The sequence below is a fragment of the Bacillus pumilus genome, from assembly GCF_900186955.1.
Lineage (GTDB): Bacteria > Bacillota > Bacilli > Bacillales > Bacillaceae > Bacillus > Bacillus pumilus.
The window spans coordinates 1,528,749-1,552,374 of the sequence record NZ_LT906438.1 but is presented as its reverse complement, the minus strand read 5'-3'; the positions used below and the strand labels follow the sequence as shown (position 1 = coordinate 1,552,374).

The following is a 23,626-nucleotide window of genomic DNA, read 5'->3' as shown; positions in this document are numbered from 1 at the left end:
TTTTATTGGTTCATATGATGTTTCTGCAATTTAGCAAGTGCTTCCTGTGCAGCATGCTGTTCTGCTTCTTTTTTACTGCGGCCATTTCCAATTCCAAGCACTTCTCCGCGAAGGGAGACATTTGCTTCAAATTCCCGGTTGTGTGCTGGTCCTTTTTCATGCAGAATGTGGTATTCAAGTACACCTTTTCCATCGCGCTGAACGAATTCTTGCAGCTGGCTTTTAAAGTCCATGACATGCGAGAACGCTCCATCATTAATTTTCGGATAAACATAGGCTTCTAGGAATCGCTCCACTGGCTCAAGCCCTTGATCTAAATAAAGTGCCCCGATAAACGCCTCGAATACGTCCGCTAAAAGCGCTGGGCGTTTTCTCCCGCCTGTCATTTCTTCGCCTTTTCCTAAAAGAACAAGGTCTCCGAAGGACAGCTCATGTGCCAGAGACACAAGTGACGGTTCACATACGATCGCTGCTCTTAGTTTTGTTAAATCTCCCTCGCTCATCGCAGGGTATTTCGCAAATAAGAATTGAGAGATGGTCAATTCTAAAACAGCATCTCCTAGAAATTCAAGTCTTTCATTATCTTCGTATGGCTTTTTCCGGTGTTCATTCACATAAGAGGAATGCGTAAAGGCTTGATATAGAAGTTTTTCATTTTGAAAGTGTACAGAAATACGCTGCTGGAATTCTCTAAATTGCTCTAGTTTTTTGCTCTGTTTCTGTTTGTCTTTATATTGTTTTGGCATAGCAACCTCCAGGTAGGCTTAATCGCCTTTAAGGATACTGATTATATGGAGTCTCTCTTTCTACATGCAAGGAAACATTGCTCCTTAGCATCTGAAAAAGGCTGACAATTGATCAGCTGAATATGTTGAAACTAACATAAATTTTGAAAGTCCCGTCATGAAAACAGACGGGACTTTGTTACGCTTATTGCTGGCTATTTATGTAGTTCACAGCGTCACCGACTGTTGCAATTTTTTCAGCATCTTCGTCAGAAATTTCCATATCGAACTCATCTTCAAGTTCCATAACTAGCTCAACTACATCAAGGGAATCAGCGCCTAAATCTTCTTTAAATGAAGCTTCCATTTTCACGTCAGCCTCATCAACGCCAAGGCGGTCTACAATAATTTTTGATACACGCTCTAATACGTCTGCCATTGCCTTTCACCTCCCCTCAAAGTATTATAGTTGATTCGTTTTTAAAAAACTAGAGAAAACCTAATGAAATTTTGATATTTCTTAGGACATGACCATTCCGCCATCTACTTGGATGGTTTGGCCTGTAATATAACCTGCTCCTTCTGAAGCTAAAAAGACAACAACGTTGCTAATATCTTCAGGTGCACCAAAGCGTGCAAGCGGGATCTGCTTAAGCATTTCAGTTTGTACATTCTCATCAAGCTTGTCTGTCATATCTGTAGAAATAAAGCCTGGTGCTACTGCATTGACTGTAATATGACGAGTTGCCAGCTCTTTTGCTGTTGTTTTCGTTAATCCGATGACACCAGCTTTTGCTGCAACATAGTTTGCTTGTCCAGGATTTCCACATACGCCAACTACTGAAGCCAAGTTGATGATTCTTCCGCTGCGCTGTTTCATCATTTGACGTGTCACGGCTTTTGTACAGTTAAAGACACCTTTTAAGTTTATGTTAATGACGTCATCCCATTCATTTTCTTTCATTCTCATGAGCAGGTTATCCTTTGTGATCCCTGCATTATTGACAAGAATGTCAATTGAGCCAAATGTGTCAATCGCTTGTTTCATGAGCGATTGTACTTCTTCAGCATTTGAAACATCAGCTTTAACGGCAAATGCCTGCTGGCCAAGTGCTTTGATTTCGTCTACGACTTCATTTGCTTTTGCTTCGTTTCCAGAATAGTTGACGACAACATTTGCACCATTCTTTGCTAAATCGATCGCAATAGAACGGCCAATCCCGCGTGATGCACCTGTTACAACGGCTGTTTTATTTGTAAGCATCAAGAATCCTCCTTCAATGTTTCAATGGCTGCTTCAATTGTTTCCTGATCTGAAACTGAAATAGTTGTCAGGCGGCGATTGACCTTTTTCACAAGACCTGAAAGCACTTTGCCTGGGCCAATTTCAATAAACGTTGTCACGCCTAAATCAATCAGACGTTCTACACTTTCTTCAAATCGAACAGGAGAATACAATTGTTCAATGAGCTTTGTTTCAATAGCATCACGAGATGTAACGATGTCTGCTGTGACATTTGAGATCACTGGTGTTTTGGCATCTGTAATGTTTAGCTTTGACAGAACATCTGTGAATTTTTCAGCGGCTGGTTTCATTAAGGCAGAATGGAAAGGTCCACTCACTTCAAGGGCAATCGCACGTTTTGCGCCTTTTTCTTTCGCTTTCTCTGAAGCGAGTTCGACCCCTTTTGCTGTACCAGAGATCACGATTTGACCAGGACAGTTTAAGTTAGCGAGTTCTACAAGATGACCACTCTCTGTCACTTCTTTTGTCACTTCTAAAAGCGCAGCTTGATCTAAGCCAAGGATCGCTGCCATAGCGCCTTCTCCTGCCGGAACAGCTTCGTTCATTAATTCGCCGCGTTTTCTCACTGCATAGACAGCATCTTGAAACGAAAGTGCGCCTGCCGCAACGAGGGCCGTATATTCACCAAGGCTATGTCCTGCTGCGTAATCTGCTTTGATTCCGCTCTCTTCAAATTTCTTTAAGATGGCGATACTTGTCGTTAAAAGAGCTGGCTGCGCGTTATAAGTGAGCGTCAGCTCTTCTGCATCTCCTTCAAAAATCATTGAAGATAAGTCAAAACCGAGGGTCTTGTCTGCTTCTTCAAATACAGCTTTAGATACTTCTTCTTGGTCAAATAAATCTTTTCCCATGCCAATTTTTTGAGAGCCTTGGCCAGGGAATAAAAATGCAATTTTAGTCATGCTGCTATACCTCCATTAAGACTCGTTCGTGGTTTCTTTTTGGACCTCTTGATGAATGATGGCTGAAACGTCTTTTTCTACGATATCACGTGCCTGACGAATGGCATGAAAAATGGCGTTTTCATCAGAGGAACCGTGCGCTTTAATGACAGGTGCCTTTAAACCAAATAAAGCGGCACCGCCATATTCGGAGTAATCCATTTTAGACTTCATCTGCATCAATTTCGGCTTCATCATGCCAGCCGCTATTTTTGCTGTGAAGCTGGATGTTAATGTTTCTTTCAGCATTTTAAAGACAGAAAGAGCTGTGCCTTCAATCGTTTTCAGGGCGATATTTCCTGTGAAACCATCTGTGACAACGACATCAGCTACACCTTCTAGTAAATCACGAGACTCCACATTTCCTACGAAATTCAAATTTGATGCTTTCAATAATTCAAAGGTTTTTTTTGTGAGATCGTTGCCTTTTTTATCTTCTGTTCCTACATTTAACAATCCTACACGCGGATTGCTCTTTGGAAAAACACGCTCTGCGTAGATTGAACCCATCATCGCATATTGCACAAGGTGTTCTGGTTTGGCATCAACGTTTGCGCCGACATCTAGTAATAAAAACCCACTGCCATCAAGTGTTGGCAGTGTTGGAGCAAGTGCCGGTCTATCGATGCCATCAATTCTTCCTACGATAAACAGTCCTGCTGTCATGAGTGCGCCAGTGTTTCCTGCTGAAATACAAGCATCTGCTCGTCCTTCGGATACTTCTTGCGCCATTTTCACCATAGATGAATCCTTTTTACGTCTAACTGCACGCACTGGTTCATCTGTCGGTTCAATGACTTCTTTTGCATCTAAAATCGTGATGCGCTCGTTATTTGTTATGTATGGTTTGATTTTATTTTCATCGCCGACAAGTGTAATCTCGATATCTGAAAATGCCGTTAAGCTTTTTTGCACACCGTCAATAATGGCTTTAGGGGCATGGTCTCCCCCCATTGCATCGACTGCAATTCTCATATTACGTGCCACCTTTTACTTTTGTTTTGAGCGATACATGACGAAGTCACCTGAGAAGACAACTTCCTCACCGACATAGCTGTTTACTTCAACTACAGTTCTGCCTTTTTCTTTATCATGCGAGGCTACTTTGGCTTTTGAGACAACTCGTTCGCCTTGTTTAACCTGCCTTGTAAATTTAATATTCGCTTTTGCTGTTAAAGCCAGTTCATCGTCAATGACCGCTACTGCAAGCGAATTTGCCTGGGCGAAGAGATGATGTCCCCTGGCAATTTGGTTTCGGCTAAATACATGCTCTTTTCTCACTTCTAAAATGGAAATGGCTTGGTCATCAAGCTCTACATCAATCATTTCTCCAATCACTTCATCCAGCGGAAGTGACTTCACTTCATCCTCTAATGTCTTTTCGGCCACATGCTTAATTCTTTCGCGTAATTCAGGAATTGACAGTTCCAAACGATCAAGACGAACCGTTTGAATGCTTACACCGAATTTACTTGCCAATTCTTCATCAGTAATGAACGGAGTCGAGCTGATCGTTTGCTGGAGAAGCTTTTGACGTTCTTTTTTATTTAGTTTCATATGCAGACACCATCCGTACATTTATGACTAGGTACTAATAGTAGTATATAATCTCATAGATGATAAATCAATCCTTGTTTCAAAAAGACAAGAAAATTCCTCCAGCGCTTGATCAGCTTAATTTATCTCCGCCCAGCACCCCGCTGTCTACAAGTGTTTGCCGAAGTTCTTTGTATTCGGAATCTGTCCAAAATGCATCTGACTGCACAAGTTCTGCCGCATCTTTTCTAGCGGTTTCCAGTGCTCTGTAGTCATGAACCATATCGGCTACTTTAAATTCAGGCATTCCGCTTTGTTTTTTACCGAAGAAATCACCGGGTCCTCTTAGCTCTAAGTCCTTTTCAGACAGCTCAAAGCCGTCGGTTGTTTCGGACATAATCCTCATCCGCTCTTTCCCGGTTTCCGATTTTGGATCCGCCATTAAAACACAAAATGATTGATGCTCTCCGCGTCCAACCCGGCCTCTGAGCTGATGAAGCTGAGACAGTCCGAAGCGGTCTGCATCGTAAATGACCATGATGGTCGCATTCGGCACGTTGACACCCACTTCAACGACTGTGGTTGAAACGAGGATTTGTACTTCATTTGCTGTAAAGTCTCTCATCACCTGATCTTTTTCATCACTCGCCAGTTTCCCGTGCATTAAGCCGATCGACCACTTACCGCGGTATGCCTCTGTCAGCATGCTGTGGACATCAATCGCATTTTGGACATCCAGCTTGTCCGATTCTTCTATGAGTGGACAAATAATATATGCCTGTCTTCCTTTTTTTAGCTCTTTATCTACAAATGCAAGAATCCTATCAAGCATGTCATGCTTGACCCAATACGTTTCGATCTGTTTTCTGCCGGCTGGTAATTCATCAATGACGGAAACGTCCATTTCTCCAAAAACAGTGATCGCAAGTGTGCGCGGAATAGGTGTGGCAGTCATGAATAAGACATCTGGGTCCTGCCCTTTACTTCTTAGTTTTTTCCTTTGCTCGACGCCAAACCGGTGCTGCTCATCTGTGATCACAAGACCGAGCTGCTGAAATTCGACTTCGTCTTGGATGAGCGCATGCGTTCCGACTAATATATCAATCTCGCCCTCTTTTAGACGTTCTAGCAATTCTCTGCGGCGCTTTCCTTTCACAGAGCTTGTTAGTAGAGCGATATTTAGTCCCCATTTTTCAAACAGCTGATAAAGGGAATCTGCATGCTGCTCTGCCAAAATCTCTGTTGGAACCATTAATGCACCTTGATAGCCGGATAAATGAGCGGCATATAGTGCAATAGCTGCAACAGCAGTTTTCCCTGAACCTACATCCCCTTGCAGCAGACGGTTCATCCGGTACGGGGACGCCATATCAGACATAATTTCATCAAGCACTCTTGATTGTGCCTTTGTCAGCGGAAATGGCAGACTGTGAACAAACTCAAAAACAGCGTCTTTAGAAAACGGATGCTGGATGCCCGATGTTTTTTCTCGTTCTTTCTTTCTGATGGCCTGCATCTTCAGCTGGAAAATAAGAAATTCCTCGTACACAAAGCGGCGTCTTGCTTGCTTGAGCGAGTCTCTTGTTTCTGGCAGGTGAATGGTTTTTAATGCTTCCTGATAGGACATGAGTTTATAGGTAGAGACAAGCTGCTTTGGCAGTGGATCTTCAGCTTTATCTACATAAAGTGACAAGGCTTGTTTGACAAAACGCCTCATCATTTTCACGGTTACATTTTCTTTTACTGAATAAACAGGCTCTATACTGCCATCTTGCTCGTGCGTCCCTTTTTTAAATTCCTGCACCATGATCGATTGACGGTTTTTATCCCATTTGCCAGTGACGGATACCGTATCACCTAACACAAGGCTTCGTTTTAAATAAGGACGATTGAAGCAAATTGCTGTGATGAGAAAACGCCCGACAAGCAGCCTGAATGTCAGCCTGCTTCGTTTTTTTCCATAATAGGTGAGGACGGGCTCACTGTGCACTTTTCCTTCAACTGTGACACGTTCGTCATGCTTTACTTCTTCTAAGTTACGAAGCTCATAGTCGTCATATCGATAAGGAAAGTAGCCAAGTAAATCGGCTACTGTGTGAATTCCAAGTTCATTGAGTGTTTTTTCGGTTTCTTCTCCAATCCCCTTAAGGACTGAGACATTATCTTGCAGTTTCTGTATCACGAGATGGGGTCACACCTCCGAAAATCTTCTTTTCAAGCTCTCTTGCTGTCGGTGTCGCAGCAAGTCCGCCTTGTGCTGTTTCGCGAAGTGCCGTTGGCATGGTTTGACCGATTTTATACATCGCATCAATGACTTCATCACATGGGATACGGCTTGTGATGCCGGCAAGTGCCATATCTGCTGCGATCATCGCATTTGATGCACCCATGGCGTTTCGTTTTACGCACGGTACCTCAACAAGTCCAGCTACTGGGTCACAAACAAGTCCAAGCATATTTTTCAGTGTAATCGCCATTGCTTCAGCAGATTGCTGAGGTGTACCGCCTGCCATTTCGACAATGGCTGCTGCCGCCATCCCTGATGCTGAGCCTACCTCAGCCTGACAGCCGCCTGCTGCACCAGAGATGCTCGCATTATTGGCCACAACAAAACCAAATGCGCCAGAAGTGAATAGGAATCTGACCATTTGTTCCTTTGTTGGCTTTAATGTTTGTTTTACTGCAAATAACGTACCTGGCACAACACCTGCTGAGCCTGCTGTAGGCGTTGCACAGATCGTCCCCATTGCGGCATTGACTTCATTTGTTGCCACTGCCTTACTAACAGCATCTAATATCGTATGACCAGACAATGTTTTGCCTGATGCGATATACGCTTGAAGTTTGACCGCATCTCCGCCTGTTAAACCGGATAATGATTTCACACCTTTTAGCCCGTTTTCTACGGCTTGTTCCATCACTTCTAGGTTGCGGTACATCTGGGAGAAAATATCTTCACGTGATTTCCCTGTTACTTCCATTTCTTGCGTAATCATGATTTCTGAAATGGAGGTATTCCGTTCTTCTGTTAGCTGCACGAGTTCTTTGACGTTTTTAAACATCATTCATAACCTCCTTGTTGTTACTCTGCAATTTGTGTGACTTGAATAATGTTTGGCAGTGTTTCAAGTTCTGATAAGGCAGCTGGGTCAATATTTTGATCCACTTCGATGGTCATCAGAGCCTCTTGCCCGACATCTTTACGCGCCACTTCCATATGACCGATGTTGATGGCGAATTTCGCTAACACGTTGGCGACTGCCGCAATCGTGCCGTAGCGATCGTTATGAACCACAAGAATGGCAGGATGATTTCCTGAAAGTCTGAGCTCAAAGCCATTCAGTTCAGTAATTTCGATTTTACCACCGCCGATGGAAATCCCGATTAATTCAAGGCTTCCGTTCGCATCTGATATCTCTACTTTTGCTGTATTCGGATGCGCTGGTACCGCATCTTCTTCTTTAAATTCAATGTCGATCCCTTTGCTTTTTGCAATATCGATCGCTGTTTTGATGCGTTCATCAAATGTATCAAAGTCAAGAACGCCGCCGATCATGGCGACATCTGTACCATGTCCTTTATACGTATCTTTAAAAGAGCCATAAAATGAAACGACAATTCGCTTCGGTTCTCTTCCAAATAAGCTGCGAGCCACTCTTCCTATTCGAGCCGCACCCGCTGTGTGCGAACTTGATGGACCAATCATGACGGGTCCAATAATATCAAACACACTTCTAAATTTCATAGGTCTTCCCCTCTCATAACCACTCACATATTGGTTTGGTTCTTTCTTTAGACTAATGGATTCAATCGTTTCCCGCAACTCATTTCACCGTTGAATCGTTAGTAAAAAATTGCAAAAGAAGAAGAAGGGCTTTATTTGCCCTTCTTTCGTTATTCGACAGCCAAAATATATGAATAAAGCGGCTGTTTTCCATCGTGGACTTCAACTTCTATATCTTCAAATGTTTCTTCAATAAAGGCTTCTAACTCATCCATCTCTTCAGATGATGCATCTTCCCCTTTAATGATCGTAACAATCTCATCATCTTCTGTCACCATTTTGGTCAAAAGTTCTTTTGCTGCATCTAATTGATTTTTCGCAGTTAAGGTGATTTTTCCGTTAAAGAGACCCATATAATCTCCTTTGGCAATGTCGATTCCATCAATTTGGGTATCTCTCACCGCAAAGGTAATTTGGCCGCTTTTCACGTGGTCAATCGCTTCTAGCATCGCCGCTTCGTTGTCTTCATTTGAAGCTGCTTCATTGAGAGAAAGAAGTGCCGACATTCCTTGAGGAACGGTCTTCGTTGGAATGACAACAACCTCACGACTCGAGACAGTTGCCGCCTGTTTCGCTGCCATGACAATATTAGAATTATTAGGTAAGATAAAGACGGTTTCGGCATGTACGCTTTCAATTGCTGTGACAATGTCTTCTGTACTTGGGTTCATCGTCTGTCCGCCTTCAATGACGACGGAAGCTCCGATACTTTTAAACAAGTCAGCAATTCCTTCTCCCATTGCGACACTGACGACTCCAAAGCGCTGTTTTTCAGCAGCAGGTGCCTTTGGTGCAGCGGGCGCATGTTCTTTTTCTTCGTTCACAATCGAGCTATGCTGCTCTCTCATGTTTTCAATTTTCATATTGATCAGGCTGCCGTAGCGCTGTGCATAGGATAAGACATCTCCAGGCTGCTCTGCATGAATATGAACTTTCGCCAGCGTTTCATCAGATACCACAAGAAGTGAATCTCCGAATTCGCTTAAGTCTTCTCTGAAGGCATTCTCATCAAAGGACTGTTTCTCTTCTTCAAATTTCACCATAAATTCAGTACAATAACCAAATTCAATATCTTCAGTGTTCATATGGCTTTGTGCACTTTTATGATGCTCTGCACTGACAAGTTCTTTTAACGTTGGCAAAGAGGACGCTTTCAGATGGAGGTCCTCTCCTCTTAATGAAGCAAGGAAACCTTCATATACGCAGAGAAGTCCCTTACCTCCACTATCGACAACGCCTACTTCTTTTAAAACAGGAAGTAGATCTGGCGTTCGATCAAGTGATGCTCTCGCTTCCTCAATCGTTAACTCAAGAACGCGGTCAATGTCATTTTCGGTTGCTGAAACAGCAACCGCTTTCTTTGCTGCATCCTTTGCGACCGTTAAGATGGTCCCTTCAATCGGTTTCATCACGGCTTTATAGGCTGTATCAACACCGGCCTGCAAGGCAAGGGCAAATTCTTTGGCGTCAATCGTCTCTTTTTGTTCTATATTTTTACTGAAACCTCTAAAGAGCTGTGATAGGATGACGCCTGAGTTTCCTCTTGCGCCCATCAATAGCCCTTTTGACAAGGCCACGCCGACCTTCCCAATATGATCGGTATTTGTTTCTTCAACTGCTTTTGCCCCTGAAGTCATTGACAAATTCATATTTGTCCCCGTGTCTCCGTCTGGCACTGGAAAAACATTTAACGCATCCACAATTTGTGCGTTTTGAGAAAGATGGTGAGCACCTGCAAGAATCATTTTTGCAAATGAGCGGCCATCAAGATTTCTAATAGACAATATATTTCCTCCTTACTACGGGTTCGTAACTCTTACTCCTTGTACATAAATGTTGACCGAATCAACAGAAAGTCCAACTGTGTGAGAAATCGTATATTTGACTTTCGTTTGAACATTATGTGCGACTTCTGATATTTTTGTACCGTAGCTGACGATGATGTACATATCAATATGAATGCGGTCTTCTTTTTGACGCACAAGAACACCCCGGCTGAAGTTCTCTTTACGGAGAATATCCGTCAAGCCGTCCTTGATTTGATTTTTGGACGCCATCCCAACAATACCATAGCAATCGATCGCAGCGCCTCCTGCCACCATTGCAATGACTTCATTTGATATATCAATTTGTCCGTATTTCGTTCTAAGTTCAATGGACACATTGGTTCCCCCTTTTTGAGAAATTGCCCTGAGTTATCACTATTTTACTATAAGACCCTTCTTTTTAAAAGAAATCATTCAATCCGACCCAATCCTACTTATACTATAGCCTTGATTTTTTATCAAGATGTCAAGGTATTTTTCTTGAAAGAGGAGTAAACAATCCTTGCAAACCCCTTGAAGCTGTGGTAAATTATTAAAGTATCTTGAGGCATCTCTAAGTACGTATATGAAGAATATGATGATGTTTTCGCAGTTAGGAGGGAAACAAATGGCACGTAAATGCGTTATTACAGGCAGAAAAACAAAAGCTGGGAACAATCGTTCTCACGCAATGAACTCTACAAAACGTACATGGGGCGCGAACCTTCAAAAAGTTCGTATTCTAGTGGACGGTAAGCCTAAAAGAGTATATGTATCAGCTCGAGCTTTGAAATCTGGTAAAGTTGAGCGTGTATAAGCAAGAGTAAACGCCTGCTACAATAACTTGTAGCAGGCGTTTTTATGTGGAAATAAAGGAGATTACTCATTAATCTTTCTTAAATGAACCAAGCATCGCACGGACAATGCCGCCAAGAAATCTAGGCAGTTTGATTGTATAAAATTTCATTTTGTCCCCCTCCTAAAAGTACCGCTTGCAGCACAATTGAGCTTAATCAGCCATCCACATTGATAGGTTGGTCAATCTTTGCTTCTTACCATTATTAATATGCCTTCATGAAAAGAAAAAGTACCATTTGAGTGGATGAGTTCGTTACTAATACATAGTGTGGAACCAGGCTCAATATGACAATTTTTCAGAGGATATTTGAAACCTTTTAACGTCAGCTTTTCAACCGGTGTTCCAAAGGGTAAAAACGATACATATTTTTTATCCTGATCTTCTTTTATTTCGTATGTACCAGGTTCAAACATTTGAATGATATTTTGTTTGTCTACAAGGGTGATATTCTGCTTGTGCTGAATCCCTTTGTAAAGAAGATGGATATTTCCTAGAAAATGATCCGCCCTTCCTCCTGTAATACCATAGATGTAAATATGTGCTGGGTGCTGACTTAGCGCCCAGTTCAGTGCAAGCTCTAAATCGGTTTCATCCTTTTCAGCTTGAAATACATTCAGAGCAGGCAATTTCTCTTTCAGCTCCCGAAGCTCTTTTTCTGTCACACTGTCAAAATCACCAAAGGCTTTGGCAGGGGTAATACCGTGCTCTAGTAAGAAGAGGGTTCCACGGTCTACGCCAATCCAGAGAACATCCTCCTGTGATGCTTCACGTTCAAGTGGCGGGATGTATTCAAAAGGACCGCCGGCTACGATATGTATGTGCATGATACACGCTCCTCTCCATGTAAAAAGAACCAAAGATCACAATGACTTTGGTTCCTTCCTTTACGCTTCTCGAATTGCCTGGATCGCTGCTGCGCGGTTTTCTTTACCATATACCGCAGAGCCCGCTACTAGTAAATTAGCGCCTGCTTCTTTGCAACTCTTTGCAGTCTCTACATTGACACCGCCGTCTATTTCTATTAGTAAATCGGTTAAGCCCTTTTGTTCACTCAGTGCTTTTACTTCTTTTACCTTCGTGAGGACAGATGGAATAAATGCCTGTCCCCCAAAACCAGGGTTCACTGTCATGAATAACACAAGGTCCACATCTTCTAATATATGCTCAATGTGAGAAACAGGTGTGTGCGGATTCAAGACGACCCCTGCTTTTACACCTTGTTCTTTCATATGTTGTATTGTTCGGTGTAAGTGCGGACAAGCTTCCACATGAACAGAGATAATATCAGCGCCTGCTTTTGCGAATGCAGGAATATACCGATCTGGCTGCTCAATCATTAAGTGAACATCAAGCGGAAGACGCGTATGTGGTCTGATCGCTTCAACGACATTTGGCCCAAATGTCATATTCGGAACAAAATGACCGTCCATGACATCGATGTGAATGTAGTCTGCACCGCCTTGTTCCACATCACGGATATCTTTCTCCAAATTGGCAAAATCTGCTGATAAAATGGAAGGGGCAATATAAACCATGATTTAGTACCTCGGCTTTCTGTCTTTGATTTCAGTTAAAAACTCTAAATAATGCTGATAGCGATATTCTTTGATTTGATCATGCTCGACCGCATCTTTTATCGCACAGCCAGGCTCTTTCACATGCAGGCAGCCTCGAAATTTGCAATCTGCACTCCGGTCTCTAATATCTAAAAAGTATAGACCTAGATCTTCTGCTTCGATGCCAGTAAATTCGAGCGAGCTAAAGCCCGGAGTATCTGCAATGAGCCCGTCTGCTGTTCGAATGAGTTCGACATGTCTTGTCGTATGCTTTCCTCGTCCGAGATGGGATGAGATATCATCTGTTTTCAGCGCCAATTCAGGACTCATCGCATTTAAAAGGGAGGACTTGCCTACACCAGACTGACCGGCAAATACCGTGATTTTATTGTGAAAATGCGGGGTCAGCTTCTCAATGCCATCTCCTTCAATCGTAGAGGTTAAATGAACCTCATAACCAATTTGCCGATAGTCGTCTGCATATGCCTTGATGGTTTCACGCTCTTCGTCTGTTTTCAATAAGTCCATTTTTGTGATGCAGATAATCGGCTCAATATGATTCGCTTCTACAAGCACTAAAAATCTGTCTAAAAGTGAGGTGCTAAAGGCTGGTTCTGCCGCTGAGAAAACAAGTACCGCTTGATCAACGTTACTAATAGGCGGACGAACAAGTTCGTTTGTCCGTTCTTTTACTTCTAATAAGTAGCCTTCTTTATCATTGTCTGCTTGATACACGACGTAATCGCCAACAAGAGGTGTAATTTTGTTTTTTCGAAAGATGCCTCTCGCTCTGCACTGAACTACTTTTCCACTCTCTTGCGACTCATCCAGCACATAGTAGAATCCGCTTAATGCTTTAATAATTTTGCCCTCAGGCATAAAGTCCCTCCTTTATTCATCATCAGGGTATTCGATCGTTTTCGAGCTGACGACTTTATCATCAACCGTCACTTGATAATATCCTTTTTGACCTGGTTCAATCTTAAATTTAATGGTCCGTTCAGTCGGCGCAGTGATTTTAAAGCTTTCGTATGAATCAGAGATGCTATGCTCCGCATCATCAATGGAAATTTGGACATTCATCTCCTGCCCTTCCGCTTCTGGTTCATAAGGGATCTCAATCTTTTCAGTTACCGTTTTAGCTGGTTTTTCCTTCGGTCCAAGAGAGAATGTAATCTTGACCGTATCACCTGGTTTAACAGCCGTTCCTGCTCCTGGTTCCTGCTTCATGACCTCGCCTTTTGGCACATCGTCAGAATGCGCTTCTTTTTCATCGAGCTTTAAGCCGTTATCCTCTAAATAATTCGATGCCGCTTGCTTACTATACGTCGTTAAATCACGTAATGTAATATCGGCAGGACCTATGCTGACAGTCAACGTGACTTCTTCATCTGCTGCTACAAGCTCAGTATTCGCGGAAGGACTCTGTTCCATGACAATCCCAGACTCGGTGTCATTATCATTCACTTCCTCCACAACGACCTGTTTAAATCCTTTTTTCTCTAATATTTCTTTTGCTTTATCGACCTTTTCGCCTGTAACATCAGGTAATTCGGTCTTTTCCTTGCCAGTACTTTCGTAAAGCTGAATCTCTGTTCCTTCTTTGACCTTTGTGCCGATTTTCGGGTCTGTTTTGACGACGAGACCTTTTTCAATTTTCTCATCAGCGATCTCTATTGACTCCGAAGCGACGGTAAACCCAGCTTTCTTTAAGGTATCTTCTGCTTTTTCAACCGTCATGCCAGATACATCTGTGACTTCCACATCTTTTGGAAAAAGCAGCCCTGGAAACACAGTGATGGCTAAAATTGACGCAGCAGTCAATATAAATAAGATGGATGCCACAATCCATGGCCATTTTTTTCGTTTCTTTTTCGGCTTTTGTTTCTCTTTTTTCTTCGGTTTTTGAGCCGGATGGACGGCTGTTTTTTCATTGTCTTGATCGATTTGATGATCTTGAATGATTGGGATCGCTTTCGTTGCTTCATGGTCTTCTTCAATAACAAAGCGTTTTTCTTTTAATCTGGCTGGATCGAAAGCGGTTTTTAAGTCTTTTTGCATTTCAGATGCATCTTCATATCGATAAAATGGATCTTTGGCCATCGCCTTTAAAATGATGTTTTCCACGCTTTGTGGAACAGAAGGATTCCATCTTCTCACAGATGGTGGCTCTGATTGCAAATGCTTCAGTGCAACACTGACAGCCGATTCTCCTTCAAATGGCATGCGTCCTGAGATGAGTTCATAGAGCACAATCCCAAGTGAATAGATGTCTGATTTTTTCGTTGCAAGACCCCCGCGTGCTTGTTCTGGAGACAAGTAGTGCACGGAGCCTAGGACAGAATTTGTATGGGTAATGGTCGCTGAGCTGAGTGCCATGGCAATCCCAAAATCAGTGACTTTGATGTTCCCCATATTGTCTATTAATATATTGTGAGGCTTAATGTCTCGGTGGACGAGCTGTTTCGCATGGGCTTCTTCCATCGCCGCAACGACTTGCTCCATGATGCGAACGGCTTCTTTCGGATGAAGCGGGCCATTGGCGTGTATGTATTCTTTCAGCGTCATCCCTTCGACATATTCCATGACAATATAATAAATGTCATCTTCTTCCCCAACATCGTAGATGCTGACAATATTCGAATGATCTAAGCTTGCAGCTGACTGCGCTTCCCGCCGGAAACGTCTAATAAAATCATCATCGCTCGCAAAGTCAAACCGCAAAATTTTAATCGCTACTTCGCGATCTAAAATCATATCTTCCGCCAAATAGACGTTGGCCATTCCGCCTCCGCCTATGACGCGAAGAATCTGATAACGGCCGCTGATCCTTTTTCCGATCAACACTTGCTGTCACCCTCCTCTGGCTGGGAGGAGATTTCTAACAGTACTGCTGTAATGTTATCTTCACCGCCGTTGTCATTCGCTGTTTGTATTAACTCTGTTACTTTTTCCTCTGGCGCGGTCGTTTGCGTTAATATATGAGTCAAATTCTCTTCTTCTACTTTATTCGATAGACCATCTGAGCAAAGCAGGATTTGATCTCCTGGGTCCACTTCAAAAGTGCGTGCATCAATTTGAACACGTTTATCTGTTCCTAATGCTTTCGTGAGCACATTTTTTCTTGGATGATATTCTGCATCCGCTTTTGAAATTTCACCTGTTTTCACAAGCTCATTCACGAGTGAATGATCTTCTGTTAATTGGGTCAGCGCTCCTTCTCTTAGCAGGTAGCAGCGGCTGTCTCCAATATGCGCAATTGTGACCGTTTGCAAATGAACGAGCGCGCATACAATAGTCGTCCCCATTCCTTGGCACTCCTCATTGTTTTGCGCATGTTCATAAACTTGGTCATTAATGTCACTGATTTTTGAGATTAACCAGCTTTCTTGATCGGCTGGCTTTTCTGGAATTGAAGATGTTTCTTCCCAGTATTCTTTTAAAGAAGAGACTGCCATCTTGCTGGCGACATCACCAGCAAGATGACCTCCCATGCCGTCTGCTACAACAGCGAGAAGTGAATCTTCTTTTGCTTCAAAAATACCTGCATCATCTTCATTATGCTGACGGACTTTTCCTGTATCAGTAAGAAAGGCTGCCCTTATCAACATTCGTCACCTCGTCTCTTCCTGACGCTCCTTCGCTCTTAGCTGACCGCAAGCAGCATCAATGTCATGGCCTTGCTCTCGTCTAATCGTTACGTTTACGCCTCGTTCTTTTAGCGTTTTTTCAAATAGGAAGATTTGTTCTCTAGGTGTTCTCACATAATCTCTCTCTGGTACATAGTTCACCGGAATGAGATTCACGTGGCACTTGATTCCTTTTAATAGGTCTGCAAGTTCTTCTGCATGGTGAACTTGGTCATTTACTCCGCCAAACAGGCCGTATTCAAAGCTGACACGTCTACCCGTCTTTTGAATGTAGTATTCGATGGCTTCCATTAATTTTGGCAGCTTATATGCCTTATTGATCGGCATTAGGCGGCTTCTGATCTCTGTGTTCGGTGCGTGCAATGACACAGCAAAGTTGATTTGCATTTGCTCATCAGCGAATTGATAGATCTTTGGAATGATTCCGCTTGTCGAAACCGTAATATGGCGTGCACCAATATTTAAGCCATGATCATGGTTGATGATTTTAAGGAAAGCAAGCATTTCTTCAAAGTTATCAAACGGTTCGCCAATTCCCATGATGACAACAGAGCTGACTCTCTCGTCTGTTTCGTCAAGTGCCTGCTGTACTTTCAATACTTGTGCAACGATTTCTCCGGCTTCAAGGTTTCGTTTTAAACCGCCAAGTGTAGATGCACAGAATGTACAGCCGATTCTACAGCCAACCTGTGTTGTCACGCAGACAGAGTTTCCATATTCATGACGCATAAGCACTGTTTCAATTGTATAACCATCATGCAGTTCAAATAAAAACTTGATCGTTCCGTCTTGAGACGTTTGTTTGATCACGGTTTTTAATGTTGTGATTGTAAATTGATCTTTTAATTTTTCTCTTAAATCTTTGGAGAGGTTAGACATTTCATCAAAGGATGTCACACGTTTCTCATAAAGCCACTCAAAAATTTGCGCTGCGCGGAAAGGTTTTTCGTCTTGTTCTTTTAACCATTCTTTCATTTCGTGAAGCTCAAATGAATAGATCGACGGCATATCTGTTTTCAGTTCTTTTCTTACTTTTTGTTCTGTCATTTTTTATCCCTTCTTTCTCATGCTGCAAATAAAGAAACCATCTGTTCCGAAATAATGAGGAAGAATTTGCACACTTCCGTTTTGAACAAACGGAGCAACCTGCTCAGGCAGCCGTTCATTAAGAGATAGATCGGGTTCGAAGTCTTGGTGTTCTTGTAAAAACGCATGGATCACTTGTTGATTTTCTGTTGGGTCCATTGTACATGTACTATATACAAGGGTTCCGCCAGGCTTTAAAAGCGGAGCTGTTTCTTTTAAGATTGCCTGCTGAATTGCAGCAAGCCTTGCTGAGTCTTCTTTAGACTTTGTATATTTCATATCTGGTTTTCGTCTAATGACGCCAAATCCAGAACACGGCGCATCAATCAGAATCCGGTCAAATGAAGCTTCGCTGTAATCGCCCTTTGCTTTCCTTGCATCAAGCGCTTTTGCCTCAATTTGAGTAAGGTTCAGACGTTTTGCTGCTTGTTTGATGAGTTTCACTTTATGTTCGTGCAAATCAAGTGAAACAATTTGTCCTTTGTCGTTCATACGCTCTGCGATATGTGTTGATTTTCCGCCTGGAGCCGCACAGGCGTCAAGCACAGCTTCTCCCGGCTGAGGGTCTAGTGCTCTTGCGACAAGCATTGAGCTTTCATCTTGAATGGTCACATAGCCTTCTTGAAAAGAAGGGGTTGAAACGATGGACCCTTTCATCAGCTTAAGTGCATCTTCTGATAAGTCGCCAAGCTCCGTTTCAATTCCGGCATCCAGCAGTTCTTGCTGCAGTGCTGCGCGGCCGATTTTCATTCGATTGACACGAAGGGTTTGCTTTGGCGGTACTAAATGAATGCGGCACATGCTTTCTGCCGCTTCAAATCCGTACGACTGAACCCATTCCTGCACGAGCCATAATGGGTGGCTTGTCTCAATCGAAAGCCGCTTGACTGGATCTTTGATGTCATCAAAAGCCGGAACGCCTTCTCTTTGCACGGATCGAAGAACGCCGTTCACAAGTGAAGATATACCCTTGTGCCCTCTCTTTTTCGTTAGCTCAACTGCTTCATGGATGGCTGCACGATGTGGAATCTTTTCAAGGTACACCATTTGATAAAGGGACATCCGCAAAAGTTGCATGACCCACGGAGCCACCTTTTGCGGTTTTTTCACAAATGGTGCCAGCATATAATCTAATGCCAGCTTGTTTTGCAGTGTACCGTACACAAGCTCTGTTAAGAGCGGTTTGTCCTGATCTGCCAAGTCTTTGTCTTTCATGACTGACTGCAAAAGTAAATTACTGTAAGCTTGATTTTGTTCGAGTTTGATTAAAGCGTCCAGCGCTAATTCTCTCACATTACTTTTCTTCATTCATTAACCCTAATTTCTGTCCCATTTCGATATTTGCGCCTCTTAGGAAGTCTTCGCCGCTCATCTTTTTCTTACCAGCTGGCTGTACACCTGTTAATAAAAGACCTTGTTTATTCCCAGTTCCAATGACTGGACCTTCTTTTTGAAGCTCAATCACTTTCCCAGGTTCTTCTTGCGCTTCGAGTGGAACTTTTTTCGCTTCCCATACTTTTAGATGAGCCCCGTTCCATTCAGTATAGGCAACTGGCCACGGATTTAAGCCGCGAACTTGGTTGTAAAGCTCTTCACCAGTTTTTGCCCAATCTATTCTTTCTTGCTCCCGCTTAATATTAGGTGCGTACGTTGCCGCTTCTTCATTTTGCGGAATTGGAGAAATAGATCCGTTCAGAACATTCGGCACAGTATCTTTCAATAGTGCGGCGCCTGCAACACTTAATTTGTCATGCAATGTTCCGACATTGTCTAATTCGTCAATTTCTACTTCTACTTTACTGATCATGTCCCCTGCATCAAGTCGTTCCACCATGTACATGATTGTGACGCCTGTTTTCTTTTTGCCTTGAAGGATCGCATAATGGATCGGCGCGCCCCCTCTTAGTTCTGGCAGCAGTGAGGCATGTACATTGATACAGCCAAACTGAGGTTCATCTAGTAATCGTTTTGGCAAAATTTGTCCAAATGCCGCCGTGACAATTAAATCCGGCTTTAAGGCAAGCACTTTATCAATTTCTTCATCAAGGCGCACCTTTTCAGGCTGCAAGACCGTAATGCCATGCTTTAAGGCTTCCACTTTCACAGGAGGCGGCGTGAGTACTCGTTTTCTGCCTTTCGGGCGATCTGGCTGCGTGACGACCCCAACAACTTCGTATCCTTCTGTTATGAGTGTTTGCAGCACAGGTACTGAGAAATCAGGGGTTCCCATAAATACAATACGTGCCATTTTCTTCACCCTTCCATTTCCGCAAGTTCTTTTTCTGTATAGGTTTGAATGATTTTCGACGTAAATAATATGCCGTCTAAATGATCAATTTCGTGCAATAAGGCTCTTGCTAAAAATCCTTCTGCTTCTATTGTAAATGGTTTGCCTTTCTTATCAAAGGCTTTTACCTTCACATAGCTCGGTCTTTCTACTGTGCCGTATAAAGATGGAAAGCTCAGGCAGCCTTCAATATCTGTTTGACTTCCTTTTATTTCAAGAACCTCAGGATTCACTAAATCAATTCTGCCAGGTTCTTCTCCGATATCGACAACAGCAATTCTTTGTGAAATGCCAATTTGTGGTGCTGCTAGTCCGACTCCATCTAGCTCAAGCATTGTATCATACATATCATCAAGCAGTTTTTTGAGCTTTTTATCGAACGTATCGACAGGCTCTGCCTTTTGTTCAAGTACTTCTGCCGGATGCATGACTATTGGTTTTACTGCCACTTAAAGCCCTCCGTTTTACATCATCATATATGGATTCATATCTATTGAAATCATCAATTGTTTTTGTTCCATTTCCTTTTGATAATGATCTTGTATTTTCCGTAGTAAACTTGCCAGTTCATTTTCCCTTTTGTATTTTATCACGCATTGATATCGATATCTATCTTTGATCTTAGCGATTGGTGATGCAGCCGGACCAAGAATTCTTGTATTCGGTGCACAGTTCATTTTTAGGAACTGAACAATTTGATCCGTGACATGTGCTGCCTTCGTCACTTCCTCATGTGATACTGTCACCATTGCCAAAAAGTAATACGGCGGATAGGACTGGTGGCGGCGATGCAGCATCTCCTGTTCATAAAAGGCTTCGTAGTCATGCTGCTTCGTTAATTCAATACTATAGTGAGAAGGCGTATACGATTGAATGATCACAGAGCCCGCTTTTTCATGTCGTCCTGCCCTGCCGCTGACCTGCGTGAGAAGCTGAAATGTTTTTTCACTTGAACGGAAATCAGGGATATGAAGAGACGTATCCGCACTTAGAACACCAACAAGTGTGACATCTGGGAAATCTAGCCCTTTTGCAATCATCTGCGTCCCAAGCAAAATATCTGCTTCTTTATTGCCAAAAGATGTGAGGAGTTTTTCGTGAGCACCTTTACGAGATGTTGTATCCACATCCATTCGGATGACTCTTGCCTCTGGCAGTACTTTTGTCAGTTCTTCTTCTACACGCTGCGTACCCGTACCAAAATAGCGAATATGCTCACTATGGCATTCTGGACATTCAGCTGGCACCGGTGCCTCGTGACCGCAATAATGGCATTTCAGCCGTTTTTGATAGCGGTGATAGGTGAGAGAAATTTCGCAATGAGGACATTGCTCCACATATCCGCAATCACGGCACATCACAAAGGATGAATAGCCCCTTTTATTCAGAAATAAGACGGCTTGTTCTTTTCTTTCAAGCACTTCCTTTAATCTGAGCATTAATTCTTCTGAAAACATGGACCTGTTGCCATTTCTCAATTCTTCTCTCATATCAATTAACGAAACGTGCGGCAGCTGCTGCTGGTTGACTCGGTTTTTGAGCGTCAGCAATGTAAACACGCCTTTTTTGGCACGCGCGTAGGTTTCAAGTGAAGGAGTTGCACTACCTAAAACAACTGGGCATCGATGCCTTTTGGCTCGTTCAATGGCGACGTCCTTGGCATGATAACGAGGCATTTCCTCTTGTTTATAAGAAGATTCATGCTCTTCATCTATGATAATCATGCCTAGATTTTCAAATGGTGCGAAAACAGCCGATCTCGCGCCCACGACAAGTTTGACTTCCTTGCGGTGGATTTTCCGCCATTCATCATATTTTTCCCCTGTCGATAATCCGCTATGAAGTACAGCCACATTTGAACCGAATCGTTCTTTAAACCGCTGAACCATTTGAGGGGTTAACGAGATTTCTGGAACGAGGACGATCGCTTCTTTTCCTTTTTGTAGGGCATGATCAATCGTCTGCAAGTATATTTCCGTTTTACCGCTTCCTGTCACCCCGTGCAGCAGAAAGGTTTCATGCCGGTCATCACTGACTGCTTGATGTATATGTTTTGCCGCTTCTGCTTGTTCTGGCATAAGGTCAAGTGAAGCAGAAGGTGTAAATGCCCGGTCACGATAAGGATCCCGGTAGACCTCTTCATAGCTTTCTGTTAGCAGCCCTTCTTGAATAAAGGTTTTAAGCGTTTGAGAACTCGCGCCTGTTTGCTGCTGCAAGTCTTTCGCTAAAAAGGTCGTCTCACTCGCTTGAAGCAAAAAGGAGAGCAGAGCCTTTTGTTTCACCGCATTTTTTTTCAGCTGCTGCTGTTTTTCTTCAAGCTTATCTTTTGATGCAGCTAATTGGAGCGTGCGCACTTTTTTCTTTCCAGATTTTTGGGAAACGTGATACCTTACCTCTAGATGACCTTTTTGGACATGCTTTTGAATCTGTTTTAGTTGTTCGGCTGGGATGTCAGCGTAAAGAATGCTATCTCGCTGACCGAAAAGCTCTTTCAATGACTGCGGAAGTTCTTCATCTGACAGCACTTGAATTTCTTTTTCATACTTCGCCTTCATGGCTGCAGGCAGCATCGATTGAAGTGCCGTAATGTGATAGGACAATGTTTTTTCCGTCAGCCAGTGGGAAAGCTCCAATAGCTCATCTGTCAGAACAGGTGATAAATCAAATAAATCGACAATGTCCTTTATGCTTCCTGTTTTTACGTCTGTTTCTTCTTTGACTTTTGTCACAAACCCTTGAATCTTCCTAGGGCCAAAGGGAACGACCACCCTCATTCCCGCTTTGACGAGATCTTTGAATCGATCTGGTACACGGTAATCGAATGGCCGGTCAATGGCTTTCGTTGTGACATCTACGATGACTTCAGCAATCATGCGCGATCACGCTCTTTTGGCAACAGCTGTTTTGCCTCCTTTAAGATTTCAAAAGCGAGGTCTTTTTTGCTCATCATCGGCAGTTCTGTTGTTGTACCATCTGCTTTGATGATTGCTGCTACATTTGTGTCTGTGCCAAAGCCTGCACCTTCTTTTGTGACATTGTTGGCCACAATCATATCTAAATGCTTGGATTCGATTTTCTTTTTCGCATAATATTTTACATCCTGCGTTTCAGCTGCAAAACCGACAAGCACTTGATGCTCTTTTCTTTTCCCCAGCTCTTTTAAAATATCTTTTGTCCGGGTGAATTCAATCTCTAAGGCGCCGTCCTGTTTTTTCATTTTATGAGGATATGAGGTCACAGGGGTATAGTCGGCGACTGCTGCTGATTTAATGACAAGGTCCGCTTCCTCGTACACAGCTAATGCGGCTTGATACATGTCCTCTGCCGATTCAACGTGCACCACATGTACATGATTAGGTGCCGTTAAAGAAACAGGTCCTGAAATAAGCGTGACATCAGCCCCCATTTGCTGCGCAGCCTCTGCAATCGCATAGCCCATTTTTCCAGACGATCGATTTGTAAAGAAACGCACAGGATCGATGACTTCTCGTGTAGGACCTGCTGTCACCACGACTTTTTTACCTGAAAGCGGTAAGTTTTTTGGCTCTTCGAAAAAAGCACGGATGTGCTCAACTATTTTTTCAGGTTCCTCTAATCGCCCTTTTCCAATATAGCCACAGGCTAAATAACCTTCACTCGGTTCAATAAACTGGTAGCCGTCCTCATATAATGTGCGAATGTTCCGCTTTACAGCCGGGTGATCATACATATGCACATTCATAGCTGGTGCGATCCATACAGGAGCAGTTGAAGCAAGTAAGGTCGTCGTGAGCATATCATCTGCAAGCCCTGCCGCCATTTTACCAATCGTATGTGCTGTTGCAGGGGCAACAAGGATGAGATCGGCCCAGTCAGCTACGTCAATATGCGCAATGACTTTTGGATTGTTTTCTTTAAATGTATCCACATACACCTCATGTCGAGACAGAGCTTGGAAGGTAAGCGGAGACACAAACTCACGGGCAGATTCTGTCATAATCACTCTTACATTTGCGCCTGCTTGTACGAGTTTACTAGTAAGTGCAGCTGCTTTATATACGGCGATTCCTCCGCTGACGCCGAGCAAAATATTTTTTGACTGTAACATTTGT

Annotated in this window: 24 protein-coding genes; 1 reads left to right on the top strand and 23 read right to left on the bottom strand. The window is 43.0% G+C overall.

The annotated features are described in order from the left end of the window. Positions 1 to 2: 2 nt before the first annotated feature. From rnc to CKW02_RS07770, 11 genes are all read right to left on the bottom strand, one after another. The gene (rnc, locus tag CKW02_RS07820) at positions 3 to 746 is read right to left on the bottom strand and encodes a ribonuclease III (RefSeq protein WP_003211549.1); all 744 of its coding nucleotides are present in this window, start codon (positions 744 to 746) and stop codon (positions 3 to 5) included. 184 nt (positions 747 to 930) lie between these two features. Then, positions 931 to 1,164 (bottom strand): acyl carrier protein, encoded by a 234-nt coding sequence (gene acpP, locus CKW02_RS07815; RefSeq protein WP_003212028.1) that lies wholly within the window; start codon positions 1,162 to 1,164, stop codon positions 931 to 933. A gap of 81 nt (positions 1,165 to 1,245) precedes the next feature. After that, on the bottom strand, positions 1,246 to 1,989 hold the full coding sequence (gene fabG, locus CKW02_RS07810; protein ID WP_050945057.1) for a 3-oxoacyl-[acyl-carrier-protein] reductase: 744 nt from the start codon (positions 1,987 to 1,989) through the stop codon (positions 1,246 to 1,248). Then, on the bottom strand, positions 1,989 to 2,933 hold the full coding sequence (gene fabD / locus CKW02_RS07805; RefSeq protein ID WP_003211326.1) for an ACP S-malonyltransferase: 945 nt from the start codon (positions 2,931 to 2,933) through the stop codon (positions 1,989 to 1,991). The genes fabG and fabD overlap by 1 nt, the downstream gene beginning before the upstream one ends. Before the next feature lie 15 nt (positions 2,934 to 2,948). Further along, a complete protein-coding gene (gene plsX, locus CKW02_RS07800; RefSeq protein ID WP_003211133.1) occupies positions 2,949 to 3,947 on the bottom strand; it encodes a phosphate acyltransferase PlsX in 999 nt (332 codons plus the stop codon). Between the two features lie 15 nt (positions 3,948 to 3,962). After that, positions 3,963 to 4,529 carry a transcription factor FapR gene (gene fapR / locus CKW02_RS07795; RefSeq protein WP_003210820.1) on the bottom strand — a complete coding sequence of 189 codons (567 nt, stop codon included), beginning with the start codon at positions 4,527 to 4,529 and terminating at the stop codon, positions 3,963 to 3,965. Between the two features lie 112 nt (positions 4,530 to 4,641). Continuing rightward, positions 4,642 to 6,690, bottom strand: a complete 2,049-nt coding sequence (recG, locus tag CKW02_RS07790) for an ATP-dependent DNA helicase RecG (RefSeq protein WP_003212407.1) — start codon at positions 6,688 to 6,690, stop codon at positions 4,642 to 4,644. Further along, the gene (gene sdaAA, locus CKW02_RS07785; protein WP_034620038.1) at positions 6,668 to 7,570 is read right to left on the bottom strand and encodes an L-serine ammonia-lyase, iron-sulfur-dependent, subunit alpha; all 903 of its coding nucleotides are present in this window, start codon (positions 7,568 to 7,570) and stop codon (positions 6,668 to 6,670) included. Before sdaAA ends, recG begins: the two co-directional genes overlap by 23 nt. A 20-nt stretch (positions 7,571 to 7,590) precedes the next feature. Continuing rightward, positions 7,591 to 8,253: an L-serine ammonia-lyase, iron-sulfur-dependent subunit beta gene (sdaAB, locus tag CKW02_RS07780; RefSeq protein WP_003212160.1), complete on the bottom strand. Its 663-nt coding sequence runs from the start codon at positions 8,251 to 8,253 to the stop codon at positions 7,591 to 7,593. Between the two features lie 149 nt (positions 8,254 to 8,402). After that, complete coding sequence (locus CKW02_RS07775; protein ID WP_003212056.1) at positions 8,403 to 10,076, bottom strand: DAK2 domain-containing protein; 1,674 nt, start codon at positions 10,074 to 10,076, stop codon at positions 8,403 to 8,405. Between the two features lie 15 nt (positions 10,077 to 10,091). Then, positions 10,092 to 10,454 carry an Asp23/Gls24 family envelope stress response protein gene (locus CKW02_RS07770; protein WP_003211680.1) on the bottom strand — a complete coding sequence of 121 codons (363 nt, stop codon included), beginning with the start codon at positions 10,452 to 10,454 and terminating at the stop codon, positions 10,092 to 10,094. Positions 10,455 to 10,725: 271 nt separating this feature from the next. Here CKW02_RS07770 and rpmB point away from each other — a divergent pair, with 271 nt between their 5' ends. Further along, on the top strand, positions 10,726 to 10,914 hold the full coding sequence (gene rpmB, locus CKW02_RS07765; protein WP_003212514.1) for a 50S ribosomal protein L28: 189 nt from the start codon (positions 10,726 to 10,728) through the stop codon (positions 10,912 to 10,914). 69 nt (positions 10,915 to 10,983) lie between these two features. Here rpmB and spoVM read toward each other — a convergent pair whose 3' ends face one another. From spoVM to coaBC, 12 genes are all read right to left on the bottom strand, one after another. Beyond that, a complete protein-coding gene (gene spoVM / locus CKW02_RS07760; protein WP_008354550.1) occupies positions 10,984 to 11,064 on the bottom strand; it encodes a stage V sporulation protein SpoVM in 81 nt (26 codons plus the stop codon). Between the two features lie 71 nt (positions 11,065 to 11,135). Continuing rightward, positions 11,136 to 11,780, bottom strand: coding sequence for a thiamine diphosphokinase (locus CKW02_RS07755; protein WP_003210934.1), 645 nt, complete (start codon positions 11,778 to 11,780; stop codon positions 11,136 to 11,138). Positions 11,781 to 11,840: 60 nt separating this feature from the next. Then, positions 11,841 to 12,491 carry a ribulose-phosphate 3-epimerase gene (rpe, locus tag CKW02_RS07750; RefSeq protein WP_003211101.1) on the bottom strand — a complete coding sequence of 217 codons (651 nt, stop codon included), beginning with the start codon at positions 12,489 to 12,491 and terminating at the stop codon, positions 11,841 to 11,843. A gap of 3 nt (positions 12,492 to 12,494) precedes the next feature. Continuing rightward, complete coding sequence (gene rsgA / locus CKW02_RS07745; protein ID WP_003211246.1) at positions 12,495 to 13,391, bottom strand: ribosome small subunit-dependent GTPase A; 897 nt, start codon at positions 13,389 to 13,391, stop codon at positions 12,495 to 12,497. Between the two features lie 12 nt (positions 13,392 to 13,403). Continuing rightward, on the bottom strand, positions 13,404 to 15,359 hold the full coding sequence (gene pknB, locus CKW02_RS07740) for a Stk1 family PASTA domain-containing Ser/Thr kinase (RefSeq protein WP_003212486.1): 1,956 nt from the start codon (positions 15,357 to 15,359) through the stop codon (positions 13,404 to 13,406). Continuing rightward, positions 15,353 to 16,123, bottom strand: coding sequence for a Stp1/IreP family PP2C-type Ser/Thr phosphatase (locus tag CKW02_RS07735; RefSeq protein WP_034619918.1), 771 nt, complete (start codon positions 16,121 to 16,123; stop codon positions 15,353 to 15,355). Before CKW02_RS07735 ends, pknB begins: the two co-directional genes overlap by 7 nt. Positions 16,124 to 16,126: 3 nt before the next feature. Then, complete coding sequence (rlmN, locus tag CKW02_RS07730) at positions 16,127 to 17,209, bottom strand: dual-specificity RNA methyltransferase RlmN (protein WP_003212089.1); 1,083 nt, start codon at positions 17,207 to 17,209, stop codon at positions 16,127 to 16,129. Between the two features lie 3 nt (positions 17,210 to 17,212). Then, on the bottom strand, positions 17,213 to 18,556 hold the full coding sequence (gene rsmB, locus CKW02_RS07725; protein ID WP_034619920.1) for a 16S rRNA (cytosine(967)-C(5))-methyltransferase RsmB: 1,344 nt from the start codon (positions 18,554 to 18,556) through the stop codon (positions 17,213 to 17,215). Further along, complete coding sequence (gene fmt / locus CKW02_RS07720; protein ID WP_003211567.1) at positions 18,543 to 19,496, bottom strand: methionyl-tRNA formyltransferase; 954 nt, start codon at positions 19,494 to 19,496, stop codon at positions 18,543 to 18,545. The genes rsmB and fmt overlap by 14 nt, the downstream gene beginning before the upstream one ends. Positions 19,497 to 19,501: 5 nt before the next feature. Further along, positions 19,502 to 19,984 carry a peptide deformylase gene (def, locus tag CKW02_RS07715; RefSeq protein WP_003211767.1) on the bottom strand — a complete coding sequence of 161 codons (483 nt, stop codon included), beginning with the start codon at positions 19,982 to 19,984 and terminating at the stop codon, positions 19,502 to 19,504. A 15-nt stretch (positions 19,985 to 19,999) separates the two neighbouring features. Beyond that, positions 20,000 to 22,408 carry a primosomal protein N' gene (gene priA / locus CKW02_RS07710; RefSeq protein ID WP_003211189.1) on the bottom strand — a complete coding sequence of 803 codons (2,409 nt, stop codon included), beginning with the start codon at positions 22,406 to 22,408 and terminating at the stop codon, positions 20,000 to 20,002. Further along, positions 22,405 to 23,622 carry a bifunctional phosphopantothenoylcysteine decarboxylase/phosphopantothenate--cysteine ligase CoaBC gene (gene coaBC / locus CKW02_RS07705; RefSeq protein WP_003211524.1) on the bottom strand — a complete coding sequence of 406 codons (1,218 nt, stop codon included), beginning with the start codon at positions 23,620 to 23,622 and terminating at the stop codon, positions 22,405 to 22,407. Before coaBC ends, priA begins: the two co-directional genes overlap by 4 nt. Positions 23,623 to 23,626: the final 4 nt, after the last annotated feature.